14 protein-coding genes are annotated in these 14,660 nt (G+C 37.2%); 9 read left to right on the top strand and 5 right to left on the bottom strand.

Annotation, left to right across the window (positions count from 1 at the left end):
• Positions 1-68: 68 nt before the first annotated feature.
• Together pssA and I2F17_RS07005 are read right to left on the bottom strand one after the other, a co-directional pair.
• Positions 69-884 (bottom strand): CDP-diacylglycerol--serine O-phosphatidyltransferase, encoded by an 816-nt coding sequence (gene pssA, locus I2F17_RS07010; RefSeq protein ID WP_196423833.1) that lies wholly within the window; start codon positions 882-884, stop codon positions 69-71.
• 34 nt (positions 885-918) lie between these two features.
• On the bottom strand, positions 919-1,776 hold the full coding sequence (locus I2F17_RS07005; protein ID WP_196423834.1) for a 23S rRNA (adenine(2030)-N(6))-methyltransferase RlmJ: 858 nt from the start codon (positions 1,774-1,776) through the stop codon (positions 919-921).
• A gap of 111 nt (positions 1,777-1,887) precedes the next feature.
• Here I2F17_RS07005 and I2F17_RS07000 point away from each other — a divergent pair, with 111 nt between their 5' ends.
• Both I2F17_RS07000 and I2F17_RS06995 read left to right on the top strand, forming a co-directional pair.
• Positions 1,888-2,490 carry a 2OG-Fe(II) oxygenase gene (locus I2F17_RS07000; protein WP_211139427.1) on the top strand — a complete coding sequence of 201 codons (603 nt, stop codon included), beginning with the start codon at positions 1,888-1,890 and terminating at the stop codon, positions 2,488-2,490.
• Between the two features lie 30 nt (positions 2,491-2,520).
• Positions 2,521-3,030, top strand: coding sequence for a hypothetical protein (locus I2F17_RS06995; RefSeq protein WP_211139426.1), 510 nt, complete (start codon positions 2,521-2,523; stop codon positions 3,028-3,030).
• Positions 3,031-3,804: 774 nt separating this feature from the next.
• Here I2F17_RS06995 and I2F17_RS06990 read toward each other — a convergent pair.
• The 3 genes from I2F17_RS06990 to I2F17_RS06980 all read right to left on the bottom strand — a co-directional run bounded on the left by I2F17_RS06990 (position 3,805) and on the right by I2F17_RS06980 (position 7,613).
• Positions 3,805-4,788, bottom strand: a complete 984-nt coding sequence (locus tag I2F17_RS06990) for a malate dehydrogenase (RefSeq protein ID WP_211139425.1) — start codon at positions 4,786-4,788, stop codon at positions 3,805-3,807.
• A 130-nt stretch (positions 4,789-4,918) separates the two neighbouring features.
• On the bottom strand, positions 4,919-5,584 hold the full coding sequence (locus I2F17_RS06985; protein WP_196423838.1) for a ribonuclease T2 family protein: 666 nt from the start codon (positions 5,582-5,584) through the stop codon (positions 4,919-4,921).
• Between the two features lie 70 nt (positions 5,585-5,654).
• Positions 5,655-7,613: a lytic transglycosylase domain-containing protein gene (locus I2F17_RS06980; RefSeq protein WP_211139424.1), complete on the bottom strand. Its 1,959-nt coding sequence runs from the start codon at positions 7,611-7,613 to the stop codon at positions 5,655-5,657.
• Positions 7,614-7,826: 213 nt separating this feature from the next.
• Between I2F17_RS06980 and miaB the strand changes: the two genes are divergently transcribed.
• From miaB to I2F17_RS06945, 7 genes are all read left to right on the top strand, one after another.
• Positions 7,827-9,284, top strand: a complete 1,458-nt coding sequence (miaB, locus tag I2F17_RS06975) for a tRNA (N6-isopentenyl adenosine(37)-C2)-methylthiotransferase MiaB (RefSeq protein WP_196423840.1) — start codon at positions 7,827-7,829, stop codon at positions 9,282-9,284.
• Between the two features lie 41 nt (positions 9,285-9,325).
• A complete protein-coding gene (locus I2F17_RS06970) occupies positions 9,326-10,402 on the top strand; it encodes a PhoH family protein (protein ID WP_196423841.1) in 1,077 nt (358 codons plus the stop codon).
• 26 nt (positions 10,403-10,428) lie between these two features.
• Complete coding sequence (gene ybeY / locus I2F17_RS06965; protein WP_211139423.1) at positions 10,429-10,923, top strand: rRNA maturation RNase YbeY; 495 nt, start codon at positions 10,429-10,431, stop codon at positions 10,921-10,923.
• Between the two features lie 168 nt (positions 10,924-11,091).
• A complete protein-coding gene (locus I2F17_RS06960) occupies positions 11,092-11,724 on the top strand; it encodes a hypothetical protein (protein WP_196423843.1) in 633 nt (210 codons plus the stop codon).
• An 86-nt stretch (positions 11,725-11,810) separates the two neighbouring features.
• Positions 11,811-12,497 (top strand): DUF3108 domain-containing protein, encoded by a 687-nt coding sequence (locus I2F17_RS06955; RefSeq protein WP_196423844.1) that lies wholly within the window; start codon positions 11,811-11,813, stop codon positions 12,495-12,497.
• A gap of 98 nt (positions 12,498-12,595) precedes the next feature.
• Entirely contained in the window at positions 12,596-13,168 is a 573-nt protein-coding gene (locus tag I2F17_RS06950) for a xanthine phosphoribosyltransferase (RefSeq protein WP_196423845.1), read from the top strand.
• 189 nt (positions 13,169-13,357) lie between these two features.
• On the top strand, positions 13,358-14,626 hold the full coding sequence (locus I2F17_RS06945; protein WP_211139422.1) for a YhjD/YihY/BrkB family envelope integrity protein: 1,269 nt from the start codon (positions 13,358-13,360) through the stop codon (positions 14,624-14,626).
• Positions 14,627-14,660 lie beyond the last annotated feature (34 nt).

Below are 14,660 nucleotides of genomic sequence, written 5' to 3'. Positions count from 1 at the left end.
AAAAAAAGACGAAATGCGCTTTTAAGTATAAAAAAACACCAATTTAATCGATTAAATTGGTGTTTTTTTTATGATGTTTGTTTTTTAGCAAAAAATGTCGTGATAAAACCAGATAAAACATATAGCGATGAGACCACAAATATACCAACAGGTATGTTATATGTCATTGCAGCAAGAATCATCACCGCGGGTAACATCACTATAAAAGGTACTCGACTACGATCAACTTGTTTAAAAGAGTAGTATTTCATATTTGAGACCATCAATATGCCAACTAGTACCATAAATGCTGCATATGCAATTTGTATGGTTTTATCTTTTACATCAAATATATGTGGGTAATCACGGCTAACCCAAACCAGTGACACAACAAGTATTGCACCAAGAGGACTTGCTATACCAATAAAGTATCGTTTATCTACAGAGCCAATTTGCACATTAAATCGCGCTAAACGAAAGGCAGCACAAGCTGCATAGACAAAACAACAAGCCAGCCCTATACGACCTAAACCATGTAAACTCCAACTATACATGAGAATCGCTGGCGCTAATCCAAATGCAATTAAATCTGACAAGGAGTCAAGCTGTTCACCAAATGCACTTTGTGCCCCTATGGCTCTTGCAACTCGACCATCTAATCCATCTAAAAAAGCCGCTAAAAATATCGCATATAGTGCGTGTAAGTAATGGCTTTCCATACTTGCCACAATAGAGTAAAAACCACACAGCAACGCTGCTGTAGTAATTAAGTTTGGCCAAAGATAAATACCTCGACGTTTCACTTTTTGTCCTTCGTTTGTGTCTTCCTCTTCAATGACTTCAAATGTGAACCCGTCATGTTTTTCATCAGAATATTCATCATCTGGCTTTGGTGTTTTAGTCATTTGTGGGTTTCCTAAATATTCTGATTTACTACTATTATTCACCAACAGTGGTTTTAACTACAACCGAACCACCTAGTTCGTGCATTTTTAGATAAGGTGCTAACCACTTTAGGGATTCTCTTGCTTGTTCTGCAAACTTCCAAGGTGGATTAATAACCAATAAACCACAACCATTTAAACCAACTGGTGTGTCATCTGGCCATACACAAATTTCACATACAAGCTGGCGACGAATTCCTGTTTTCGCCATTTTTTTAAGAAAACGATCAATCATGACACGGTCTTTGATTGGATACCAAACGGCAAATACACCAGTTGGCCATTTTTTATGTGCTGTTTGTAATAACTCTATAAGTTGTGGAAAATCATTACGCTCTATTTCATACGGTGGATCAATCATGACTAAACCACGTTTTTCTTTGGGCGGTATAACACCAAGTAAACCCTCATAAGCATCTCGTTGGTGTAAACCAACTCGTTTGTCATAAATATGATGGTCTAATAGTTGAAAAACGTCTGGTTGCATTTCAAAAATCGTTGCACGATCATGCTCACGTATTCCTTTAAGAGCAAGCCATGGAGAACCCGGGTAAGCACCTTGGCCATCTTGTGTTCTGAGCTCATCGACCAAATTCAAATATTGCTTAACGATTTCTGGTGCTGTTTTTTTCTCTTTTGCAGTAAGCTGAGCGAGCCGATGAATACCTGAAAGAAATTCACCTGATTTTTGTGACGGTGCTTTTGAAAGGTCGTATTTTCCTGCACCGCCATGCGTGTCAATATAACAGTAGGGCTTATCTTTTTGATTCAAACGATTGAGCAATTGAAGTAGTAATACATGCTTCATAACATCAGCAAAATTACCCGCATGAAAGTGGTGACGATAGTTCATAGATCTGTTTTTTCCTCATTTCTGATACTATCTTAACACGAATTTTTTTCCACATGCTGTGAGTAAAACTGTTCTAATATAGGTATTCCTTGCTTTTATTATGATTCTGCTATGGTGAATACCTTTTTTCCAACCCACTGGAATACCGATTTAATCTTAGATCAACTTGATATTCATGGTTTTTGTGTGATTGATGAGGTGTATGACATGAAGTATTTCACGGCGTTAAATACAGAATGTTTATATTCTTTAAATGAGTTTCGTGCCGCAGGTATTCAAAATGGCGTGGTGAGTCACATTCGCAGTGATCATATTTTATGGCTAGATGATGCACAACCCCTTGCTAAACAGCACACAAATCACTTACTCGCTTTAGGTAAAGTCTTCAATCAAGCTTTTTTTATGGGGATTAATCACGTAGAAGCACATTTTGCACGTTATGGTCAAGGTGAAGCTTATGCCTTACACAGAGATAATCCACAGCAAAAAAATGATCGAATTATTTCAACCGTCTTTTATATGCATGATGTTTGGCAAGATGATTGGGGTGGTGAGCTTCGCTTACAAGATAAACATGATCTATGGCATATCATTGTTCCTAAACCCAACCGAATGGTCATTTTTGACAGCCATTTATTACACGAAGTACAAATGTCTAAAGAACAGCGCCTATCAATTACTGCTTGGCTACGTCATGATGATCAGGTTTGGTAACAATAAACTAAGAATATTATAGGTTATGCTATGAGTAAATCCATCATTCAACGCATTGGTGAAACAGATCAAATGTACCTAAAAGCTAACTCGGCAGAATTGGCTTTAGAACGTGGTCAATTGCGTTTAAACTTAGTTGAGTTAAGTCAACATAAATCAGAAAAAATCCATTTTTTACACGAAGCTATTGCCTTATTAGAACAAGCACGTATTGAATTTGAAGACTTAGATGTTGGTGTATATTTAAATTTATCTTTAGCCTTAGTTCACGCCTATATGGTGTATTATGAAATGACTCATGAAACCAAATTTGCCACGATTACACAACAAATCTTAAAACCAATTGCACATTTAAAACATGCAGATGTGTACTTTATGCTTGCATATGCGTGTAAATGTAAAAATGAATTGGCACTTACACGATACTGGCGAAGTAAATATTTAGCTTGTGCAGATAAAAGTTTAAACCATTTTAGCCACACATCAGAAGATCTCGTGAAAGAACGCTGGTTGAAAGCATTAGATATACCATCAACATAATCCATATGATCTGACCGTAGTAAGGGTTGCGCCACAGAATTAAATAAAATTTTATGTATTGTTTTGTCGTGTGCAACCTGAATAATTTTATTGAGCAAGCTCAATATTCGTCTTAGCGCCAATTTCGTTCTATTTTTTCTTTAAAAAAGATCTAAAGACATATTTAAAAAATAGACATGGAATAGAATATGTAAATCATTCAAAATGCATACATATAAAAATTAGCAACTATGGCACCACAAGGCTTTATTATTAACTGTATGAACAATAAGATGGTTCATTACAGGTTTTGATCGTTACCATCTCGTACAAGTATATGCCTTCACGATAAGTTGCAAAACATCAATGAGGTCATCGAAATACATACCATTAAAATGAATAAAACATGGCTGACTTAACCTTAATATGGTTAGCCACATTAAAATGACATAACATTAAAGTTTATAACTATCCTGATTATAGCTCTTTAAAGGCCGTTCAAAGACACAGATATGGATTAAAAAATAAAGCATGTGGGAGGCAGATGAATGAACACTTTCAAATGTTTTTTCATGTCTAGAGAAGCCATTGAAAAATACATGCAATTACATATTAAAGAACATGGTTAGAAAAAATTTTATCTGAGCTATTGTGTAAGCAATTAGTTGGTTTAAGTCTATTTTCAAAATACATTTATTGCTGAGTTTTTGCGAAATTTAAATATTTCATTGTTCTACTGAAATTTTCAAATAAAAACACCACTATACAAGTGGTGTTTTTAAACAGGTGAATGAATTAGAGTAAATGAGCAATAGCAGCACGTTCTTCTTCAAGCTCTTGTAACGTAAAGTCCATACGTTCACGACTAAATTCATCTATTTCTAAATTTTCTACTCGAGTGTATTCGCCATTTTCACAAATCACAGGTACACCGTAGATCACGTCTTTTGGAATACCATATGAACCATCTGATGGAATACCCATCGTAACCCATGCTCCATTAGTACCTAAAGCCCAATCACGCATATGGTCAATCGCTGCATTGGCAGCTGAAGCTGCCGATGATAAACCACGTGCATTAATAATTGCAGCACCACGTTTTCCAACCGTTGGTAAAAATTCGTTTTTGTTCCAAGCATCATCATTAATGAGGTCTTTCAAGCTTTGCTCATTCACTGTTGCAAAACGATAGTCTGCATACATTGTTGGTGAATGATTACCCCATACTGTTAATTTTTTAATATCTGCAACAGCAATTTGTGCTTTTTGTGCCAACTGAGTAAGAGCACGATTATGATCTAAACGTAACATAGCCGTGAAATTTTTTGCAGGTAAGTCTGGTGCAGATTTCATTGCAATGTATGCATTGGTATTTGCAGGATTACCAACAACCAATACTTTCACATTTCGGCTCGCGTGATCATTAAGCGCTTTACCTTGCACAGTAAAAATTTTTGCATTTTCTTGTAGTAGATCTGCACGCTCCATACCCGGTCCACGAGGACGAGCACCAACAAGCAATGCATAATCTGTATCTTTAAATGCAACATTTGGGTCATCTGTACAAATAATATCGCTTAGTAGTGGAAATGCGCAATCATCTAGCTCCATTTTCACGCCTTGTAGCGCTTGTTGTGCTTTTTCAACTGGAATTTCTAACAGTTGTAAAATAACAGGTTGGTCTTTTCCTAACATTTCACCACTTGCGATACGAAACAGCAAGCTGTATCCAATTTGACCTGCTGCACCAGTGACGGCCACGCGAACGGGTTGCTTCATTGTCCTTTTCTCCATTTTGGATGTTATAAATCGCTTTAGGCAGTATTGAGTTGTACTAAGCATCCAAGATTGTACTTTAATCTTCAAGAATATGCATATTTATGCTGATCATTTCATTTGTTAGATCACACTAGTATGTTCCTTGAACAACCATATTATTTGGACAATTTGAGACCATCGTGGTAGGACATGCTTTAAATTGGCCATTATTTTTATAGCAAATACTCACATGAGTAAGGTATGCCACTTTTCCTTCTTTTTGACAACTAAAAACAACTCCTCGTTCAGGCAATCCTTTATTGAGAGCAAAAAATTGCCCTTCCAATGCGGTTTTTTGCACATTATTTGAACTTGTATCTGTTAGTGCTGTTGGTATTTTTAAATTTTGAGCATAATTAATAATGGTTCTAAAATATTGTGATGCTGTCATTTGTGTACAACCGCCAATGGTTCTCCAAAGTTGCACACGATATGCTTCATCTGGAATCACTCGAGCAACTACTTTTGCTTGTAATGGAGGAAGATTTGCAGATGAATCTGTTACACAATTATTATCTAAGGTGTCTGGAATTAAACTGGCAATGGTTAAGGAGTACCCTTCTAAGCACTTACGTTGTTTTTTTTGATTTGGATCAAGTGCGCAAATTGCTGGTGTCATTTGAATATGCAGAATATAACCCGCATTGGCGGTATTTTTACTCGCAAAAGCAGGGCTGGTTGTCACACAGACCAACGCCCCACTCAATAAAACAACTATATAGAATATTCGAGATCTTGACCGTTGTGCCCAAGCCATTACATCACCACTCACCTTTAATTTGAGGTTGCACAATAAAATCTAACATCTGCTATATCCCCAATATAACTTAATTAACACTGCGTAATGGAATAATTTTCATCCACTTACTGATGTATTGATTACCCTGACCCAACACTGCACCATAATGAATGGTATTTGTCATCACATTTTTGACGTAGTTACGTGTTTCATCGATTGGAATGGTTTCAACATATTGATCTGCAACCAATACTTGATCTGTTGGCTGCCATCTTAACGCTCGATTAGGCCCTGCATTGTAGCCCGCTGTCGCCAGTACTGCATTACCGCTGAGCTGACTTTGTATCATTGACAGATAATATGTACCATAACGAACATTAGTATTCATATCACTTAAAGCTAAAGGGGTATAGGTTTCACCCATTTGTTTAGCCACCAATTTTGCCGTATTTGGCATAATTTGCATAAGGCCACCTGCACCTACATTAGAGCGTGCCGTGGTCACAAAACGACTTTCTTGACGCATTAAACCGTATGCCCAAGCAGGATCTAAACCAACATTTCCACTGTGCATTAAGACTGCATTTTGATTCGGTGTTAAGTAACGTAAGTTATAGTTATGGCGATTTACTGTGCGGTCAGCTGCATAAATAGCACGATCATACCAACCCATCAATGCTGCTTTTTGAGCAGCAGCCAACAGTAAACCATCATCTTGTTTTAAATACGCCTGTCTCACCGCCCAATTCCACTCTCTTGTACTAAAACTAGCAGGTGCAGCTACTTGTTTGAGTGTAAACGCACGGTTGAAATCTAAATTTTGTGCCAATCTTTGTTGATCACTCTCTGATGCAATTGCTTGATCTACACGGTTATAGAGCTTTCCTACACGTTCTTGTGCCAAAAGATTATGGTAGTCATCGCCACTTTTTGCCAAATTTTGATAAATAGTTTGTGCCTGTTGTTTTGATGTATCATCATTTCGTTGTTCATCTGCTCTTGCAAGCCAATATTGCCAACGATCTTCTTGTTGTTGTGTCACACTCATCACAGATATTGCACGAATCAGGCTTTCCCAAGCACTAAAACGGATGGCTTGTCGTGCATAAATTTCTGCCTCTTCAGGGCTAAACGGTATACCATAACTTGCATCGAAATTGTCTAAAACGGCACGATTAAAATTGTTTTTAAGAACACTCGTTCCACCAATATATGCCACTGTTCGGTATAAATATTTTTGCACATCAACAGGTGTATTTTCTGCTGCACGCTGAACACTACTTAAAGCTGTAGTTAAATCTGTGTCCGCTAAACGTCCAAGTGCAAAAATAAGATAGGCATAATCTGTATCATTCGTTTTAGGTGCCGACCATACATAAGCCACTGGATTTTCCTGAATTTGCATCAATTGGCTAATGCTCAAATTCAGCCCTAAACCCTGTGCGCTTGAAACAGCAAGCCCAATTTGCCCCGCTCTTAGTTGAGCCCATACACGTTGTTTTTTATCTACTAATGTAATAAGTGGGCTATTTAGCATCATGCGAATGAGGCCTAAACAACTGTCAGGTTGGTTGGCTGTGCTCAACCATAAATCTTTAAATTCTGCAAAAACTAAATCATCTCCTGATTGAGCACGAACTTGTGCAATTGCACATTTTTCGGCCGGATCAGGGTTGGATACATAACGAATAATAGATTGTGCATTTGTAAAATCTGCAATTTTTACTTTTTCTTCAACATAATCAGCAGCTAATTTTTCTGCCATCGCCGAGTTAGGATACGTTTGAATAAACTGTAAAATACGACTAGGTGGTTGGGTTGCAAGATTCATATTAAGCTGAAAATATTCAGGATAATAGCCAAGCACATCCGCCTGCATACTGGCAGTATATTCATCTAACAAAGTACTATTGCCACGATTACTTGCATTAAGCGCATCATTAAACTGTTCATTTGATGCATATAGGTCATTTGCAGATAAAGCAATCGCTGTTAGAGCAAGGTACTGACACGTTCTTTGCTGATACTCCACCCATAAATCACGCATAAAATAAACTGTTCTCGTTCAATATCATCAATGATGATTTTAATCTTTCAAGCATAAATAAGCTGTTATGTTGTGTAATTCCCCGCATTAAGATCAAAGCCATTACATCAAAAACTACTTGCCTAGCAATAAAAATGTTAGAATACGCCACCTTTTTTACTGTTGTGTGAAGCCATGAGCTTCCATGCTTAACCTTTTTCATTAGGAGCCTACATGACGGTCCAAACATTCATTCCTTCTCGCTCTGACGCTGCTTCAGAAAACACTGTTCACCAGCATTCACACCCTCAATCTGTTTCATCTACAGTTAAAAAACTGTATATAGAAACCCAAGGGTGCCAAATGAATGAATATGACAGTCATCGTATGGCAGATTTGCTCGGAGATTCACATGGTTATGTACTCACCAGTAATCCCAATGATGCAGACATTCTATTGATGAATACTTGCTCAATTCGAGAAAAAGCACAAGAAAAAGTATTTAGTGAGTTAGGTCGATGGCGCAAACTCAAACAAAACAATCCTGAGCTCATTATTGGTGTGGGTGGCTGTGTTGCGTCACAAGAAGGGGACAACATCCAAAAACGTGCACCTTATGTCGATATGGTTTTTGGCCCACAAACGCTACATCGTTTACCGCAAATGCTCGATCAGCATGAAACACAAATCAGCACCCCTAAAAAAGATAAAATTAAACTCGTTGATATTTCATTTCCTGACATTGAGAAGTTTGATTTCTTACCCGAACCTCGTGTAGAAGGACATAAAGCCTTTGTTTCCATTATGGAAGGATGTTCTAAATATTGTTCATTTTGTGTTGTGCCATACACACGTGGAGAAGAAGTTTCTCGTCCACTTGATGATGTCATTGAGGAAATTGCCACACTTGCTGAAAAAGGAGTGCGCGAAATTTCTTTACTTGGACAAAATGTAAACGGATATCGTGGAGAAACTTTTGACGGAAGCATCTGTACATTTGCAGAATTACTGCGTCTTGTCGCAGCTATTCCGGGTATTGGACGTTTACGCTACACAACCTCTCACCCGCTTGAATTTTCAGAAGAGCTCATTGAATGCTACCGTGATTTACCACAAATGGTTTCACATTTGCACTTACCTGTACAAAGTGGTTCAAATGACGTTTTACAAGCCATGAAACGTAATCACACCATTGATGTTTACACCGATAAAATTGCCAAATTACGTCAAGTTCGCCCTGACATGCATTTATCTAGTGATTTTATTATTGGTTTTCCTGGTGAAACAGATGCACATTTCAATGAAACATTACAGTTTATCAAAGATTTAGACTTTGACCACTCTTATAGTTTTATTTATTCAAAACGACCAGGTACACCTGCAGCAGAACTTGAAGACACCATTTCTGATCTCGTTAAAAAAGCACGTTTGTCACAAGTGCAACAAGTGATTAAAAAATCAAGCATTGATAAAACAGATGCCATGCTTGGCACAGTACAACGTGTTTTAGTCGAAAATATTTCACAAAAAGATGAGAATATTTTAGTTGGTACTGCAGACAATACACGCTTGGTTGGCTTTGTTGGTGATCCAAGTTTAATTGGTCGCTTTGTGGAGGTAGAGATTACAGACATTAAAACACTCAATTTTGTTTTCGGTCACCTCTTGAATGTTGAGGCTGACGTGGCGTAATGTAGAAGGGTAGATAAACAACCACAAAAAAAGGGATACACTTGACTACATCTATAAGACGTACAGTTGCTTTTCCGGGTATTTCTATGGAGCACCTAAAAATTATGTTAGGTGCTTACAATAGTCATTTAAAACAAATCGAACAACGCCTTGATGTCAATATTATTCACCGAGGTGACTCATTTTATGTTGATGGCGACCTTGAAACTGTTGCACGTGCCGAGTCGCTACTAAACAAACTCTATGAAGAGTCTGAGCTTTCCAATCAAGTGACAGCAGATCAAATTCATTTAATGATTCAGGCCAGTCAAACTGACCATGACCTCATGAATGATGATTCACAAGAACACACGGGCTTAGACGAAGTTTGGTTACAAACACGTAAAGGGCGAATTAACCCTCGCGGAGCAAATCAAAAGCGTTATGTACAACGCATTTTGCAAAGTGACATTTCATTTGGTATTGGCCCTGCTGGTACAGGGAAAACATATTTAGCAGTTGCTGCGGCAACAGATATGCTTGAACGAAATGAAATTCAACGAATTTTATTAGTGCGTCCTGCAGTGGAAGCAGGAGAAAAACTGGGGTTTTTACCTGGCGATTTAACGCAAAAAATTGATCCTTACCTTCGCCCTTTATATGATGCACTCTATGAAATGCTTGGGTTTGAAAAAGTGGCAAAGTTGATTGAACGCCAAGTCATTGAGGTTGCTCCCCTCGCTTATATGCGTGGTCGTACGCTCAATCACTCTTTTGTGATTTTAGATGAGGCACAAAATACCACACCAGAACAGATGAAAATGTTTTTAACCCGTTTAGGCTTTGGTTCACGTGCTGTCATTACGGGCGACATTACCCAAGTTGACTTACCTCGTGGTCATCAATCTGGACTTGCACATGCACTACGCGTTTTAGAACCCGTGCAAGAAATTCATATTACTCGCTTCCATTCACGTGATGTTGTACGTCACCAATTGGTACAAAAAATCGTTGAGGCTTACGAAGGTTGGGACTCAGAACAACAGCGTTTAAATGCAACTGAACGTGCTGAACGAAAAGCGCGTCAAGAAGCCTTAATTGCGCACAATGATTCTGCAGCCGACCAACAGCATCAATAGCACCACTCTTTGCTTAAGGACTTACATTGAAGCTTGACCTTACACTACAACAACACGTTTTAGCACCTGAATTGGTGCTAAAACGTCTCCATATCAAAAAAGTCATTGAAACCACACTACGTCATATTTCGCTCAACCAAGATTGTGAGATTGGAATTGCATGTGTTGATCTAGAAGAAAGTCACGCATTAAATTTGCAATATCGGCATAAAGACAAGCCGACGAATGTTTTATCATTCTCAAGCGATATTCCTGATGAAATCATTGAACAACTCGACTGCATCCCACTAGGCGATTTAGTCATTTGTATTCCGATTGTATTACAAGAAGCACATGATCAACACAAAATAACCATCGAGCATTTTACTCATTTATTGGTACACGGCGTTTTACATCTACTCGGCTATGATCATGAACTCAGTGACTCAGATGCTGAAGAGATGGAACAACTTGAAATTGAAATTCTGCACAAACTTCATATTCACAACCCATACCAAGAGAAATCTCAGCCACCGCTTTAATTGCAAAAATATAATCAATCTGTAGCATACAAACGGTATTTTTAGCACTTGATCGATTCAACAGAACTTTTTACAGACGATCAGTGCTAAAAATATGGATTAAAGTCTCATTTTTTGGTCTAATTCAACGTAGTATTAAAAAAACATCGCCATTCATTGGAAAGATTTATGCAAGCGCTTATAGACAACCTCTCTCATTATATACAACGTGTATATCAAAAAGCTGGCGGGTTTATTGAAGAACAGCGTGAATTTGCAGTATCTCAAGTATTTTTAAACGCGACTTTAAAAAAGTTTGTGACAGATAATGTCGGGCTACTGAAAGACCTCCATGCAGACTTACATGATGACTGGTTACGCCTCTATGCAACCATAGACATACAAGGCTTACATACCACGTTGTTTGTTGACTTAAAACTCTTACAAATGGAGTTAAATAAAACCACACAACTCTTAGTCTTCGAACAGATTAGTCAAACACAAATTTTAGATGCCACGTATAAAAACAAACTACAACAATGGGGCATACAGTCAGCGCTGTTTTTTTATCAAAAAATGCTAAAAAAAGATCCACTAGGTAAAATCCTACAGCATTTTAATGTACTCACTGTAAAAGATGAATTATTACATTTAGACTTAAATCAATGGCTCGGTAAAAATCAGTCCATTTTAGACACGCTCAACAAAGTTCGAGTCAATCATGCCGTATTACGTGAAACTGAACTCGTACTTAAAGGTAATCTCAACTTATCTGCAATGATGAATAAAGTCGCTGATACCGAAATCAAAGATAAAGCCTAAACCATCATGTGTTGACAGATTTACTCTTAAACAATGATGAAAAGTATGAAATTATAGTCAGAACAACACATTGATTGGTAAATGACATGACAGACTTAATTTCACGGATCGCAATCACTGCGAGCTTACTGATGCCTGTATCTACGTTTGCAATAAGTCCTTTTGAGGCTACCTACCAATTTTCATATAATGGTAAAAATATTAGCACTGCCACACGACAGTTAAGCCAACAAAATAACGACACTTGGATCTATAAATTTTCAGCAAAAGCAGGCTTTATTGCATCAGCCTCTGAAATTAGCCAATTTAATATTAAAAATGGTCAAATTACATCAGATCAATTTAATCGCACAACCAAATACATTGGTATATCAGATAAACTCAGCATTGATTTCAATCATACTAATCGTACCATCTACACACAAAAAAATGACACCAAGCGAAGCTTTAAACTAGAACAAGCCTCGCTGGATGAACTCAATGCTGAAATTCAAATTAGAGAAGATATCTTAAATAAACGTTTGAAACCGGCATATTATATTACTGATGCTAAAGGTGTAGATTCACGTAAATTTGTTAACATGGGTGAAGAAACCATACAAACACCCTATGGCACACTCAATACCGTAAAATTTAAACTAGAAAACAATAAACCAGAGCGCAACACCATGTTTTGGTTAGCCCCTCAATTCAGCTACCTTCCAGTCAAAGTGGCACATAATGATGGTGGGAACTCTTACGGAATCACTTTAATCAGTTATAAGAGTCAATAAATTTAAGGGATTTAACGGATTAAAACTTGCAATTTTTAATCTGCTTTTTAAAATACATATCCGCTTTCATAGCACCCCCACACTAGAGGTCTTTCATCGTGCATGCACTAGAACAGAAAATCTTAAACGAAGGTATCGTTCTATCAAACAATGTTTTAAAAGTTGATGCTTTTTTAAACCACCAAATTGATCCTGTACTTATGCAGCAAATTGGACAAGAGTTTGCAGCGCGTTTTAAAGATGCAGGTATCACAAAAATTATTACTATCGAAGCATCTGGCATTGCACCTGCGGTCATGGCAGGTTTAGAACTTGGCGTACCTGTTATTTTTGCACGTAAATACCAATCTCTTACGCTCAAAGACGATCTGTATCGTGCAAAAGTCTTTTCATTCACAAAACAAACCGAAAGTACCATTGCCATTTCTAACAAACATATTCATTCAACAGACAAAGTGCTTGTTATTGATGACTTTTTAGCAAATGGGCAAGCTGCTTTAGGACTCACAGATCTCATTCATCAAGCACATGCAGAAGTGGTTGGTATTGGTATTGTCATTGAAAAATCGTTTCAAAGTGGCCGTGACCTACTGCTCAACAAAGGTTATCGTGTTGAATCTTTAGCGCGTATTGCATCACTTACTGATGAAAAAGTTACATTTATTCACTAGTTTTTTCGAGGGTATATCGATCAAAAGATAGATATACCCTCACTTTCTTTTATTCAGTAAATTTGACTATAATACAGACATTACAAAAATTTTGACCGCTTAATTTATTTACACTCTACCCATAAGCATCTGAATTTTATATTTTTATGTTGAACAAACACCCCATCAAAAGCAAGAGGCAACATATTAATGCTTCAATATTTAAAAAAACTCCCTTTTTATGAAAAAACATGGTTTCAATTTTTACTGTTTGTAATCTCACGTTTTGAGTCTGATCGTTGCCGTGATAAGTCAGCATCGCTGACCTATACAACACTGTTTGCTGTTGTACCTATGCTAACAGTATTTTTAGTAATCATCTCATCCATCAAAGCATTAGAGCCTGCCCGACAGCAATTACAACAACTCATTTACAGCAATTTCTTACCTAAAAGCTCCATTGCATTTGACAAAGCCTTAAGTTCTTTTGCCGACAAATCAAGTAACCTGACGGTCATTGGTGTGTTATTTCTTTTTGTAACTTCTGTGATGATGCTCAACAGCATCGAAGATGTTTTTAATCGTATTTGGCGAATTAAAGATAAACGTAGTGGCATCATGGGTTTCATGCGTTATTGGACAATTATTTCTTTAGGACCCATTTTACTCGGAAGCGCCTTTGCTATTTCCTCAGCCGTGGCATCACTTAATGTACTCAGTAATAATTTCACAGGCTACGAAATAGACAGTACATTCTTTTTGGCGATTATTTCTTATGGCTTAACAGTTACAGGATTCTTTTTTATTTATTGGACCATTCCAAATCGCACCATTCCTCTGAAATCTGCACTTATTGCAGGTATTTTTAGTGGAACAATATTTCAACTTTTAAAAGCTTTTTTTGGCTATATCATGTCAAATTTTACAAGTTATGAATTAATTTATGGTGCATTTGCAGCAGTACCTATTTTTCTATTATGGATTTTTCTATCTTGGAATATTATATTACTTGGCGTTGAAGTGAGCTTTGCCATCACCTCTTTTAGTTCTGGTAAAACACAAAAACGTCACCCTATGGTTATGATGTTAGATATTTTAGAATTATTTTATAAAAAACAAATGCTTGGTGAAACAGTTACAGAAAAAGAAGGTTTAAAAATACTTGGGCGCGGAGAAGTCGGAAGATGGCCTGCATATATTGAGCTACTTGAACAACAGCAACTCATTAAACGAACAAACCAAGATGAGTATGTATTGGTGAGAAATCTAATGCATGTTGATTTTTGGAGTTTTTATAATGAAATGCCTTTTGCGTTACCAAGTAACCAAGATATTGGCCACATTCACCCAGATGACGAATGGATGAAACGAATAGGCCCTCTTTTAATTAGTTCAAATAATTATTTAGCAAAGGAGCTATCTGTACCATTATCTAGCTTATTTGAAGATGAAACAACATCAAAAAACACACAATCATAGATCAAGCTAAAAGCATGTCATTCACTAAAATGGC

Origin of the sequence: Acinetobacter baretiae, assembly GCF_015627105.1 — a bacterium.
In the GTDB taxonomy this organism is placed as follows: Bacteria; Pseudomonadota; Gammaproteobacteria; order Pseudomonadales; family Moraxellaceae; genus Acinetobacter; species Acinetobacter baretiae.
This window is presented reverse-complemented; position numbering and strand designations above follow the sequence as displayed.

Coding starts and splice junctions, on each gene's coding strand:
- miaB (WP_196423840.1), top strand. CDS start 7,827: ATGACGGTCCAAACATTCATTCCTTCTCGCTCTGACGCTGCTTCAGAA.
- I2F17_RS06960 (WP_196423843.1), top strand. CDS start 11,092: ATGCAAGCGCTTATAGACAACCTCTCTCATTATATACAACGTGTATAT.
- I2F17_RS06980 (WP_211139424.1), bottom strand. CDS start 7,613: ATGCGTGATTTATGGGTGGAGTATCAGCAAAGAACGTGTCAGTACCTT.
- I2F17_RS06990 (WP_211139425.1), bottom strand. CDS start 4,788: ATGAAGCAACCCGTTCGCGTGGCCGTCACTGGTGCAGCAGGTCAAATT.
- I2F17_RS06955 (WP_196423844.1), top strand. CDS start 11,811: ATGACAGACTTAATTTCACGGATCGCAATCACTGCGAGCTTACTGATG.
- I2F17_RS07005 (WP_196423834.1), bottom strand. CDS start 1,776: ATGAACTATCGTCACCACTTTCATGCGGGTAATTTTGCTGATGTTATG.
- pssA (WP_196423833.1), bottom strand. CDS start 884: ATGACTAAAACACCAAAGCCAGATGATGAATATTCTGATGAAAAACAT.
- I2F17_RS07000 (WP_211139427.1), top strand. CDS start 1,888: ATGGTGAATACCTTTTTTCCAACCCACTGGAATACCGATTTAATCTTA.
- I2F17_RS06985 (WP_196423838.1), bottom strand. CDS start 5,584: ATGGCTTGGGCACAACGGTCAAGATCTCGAATATTCTATATAGTTGTT.
- I2F17_RS06945 (WP_211139422.1), top strand. CDS start 13,358: ATGCTTCAATATTTAAAAAAACTCCCTTTTTATGAAAAAACATGGTTT.
- I2F17_RS06995 (WP_211139426.1), top strand. CDS start 2,521: ATGAGTAAATCCATCATTCAACGCATTGGTGAAACAGATCAAATGTAC.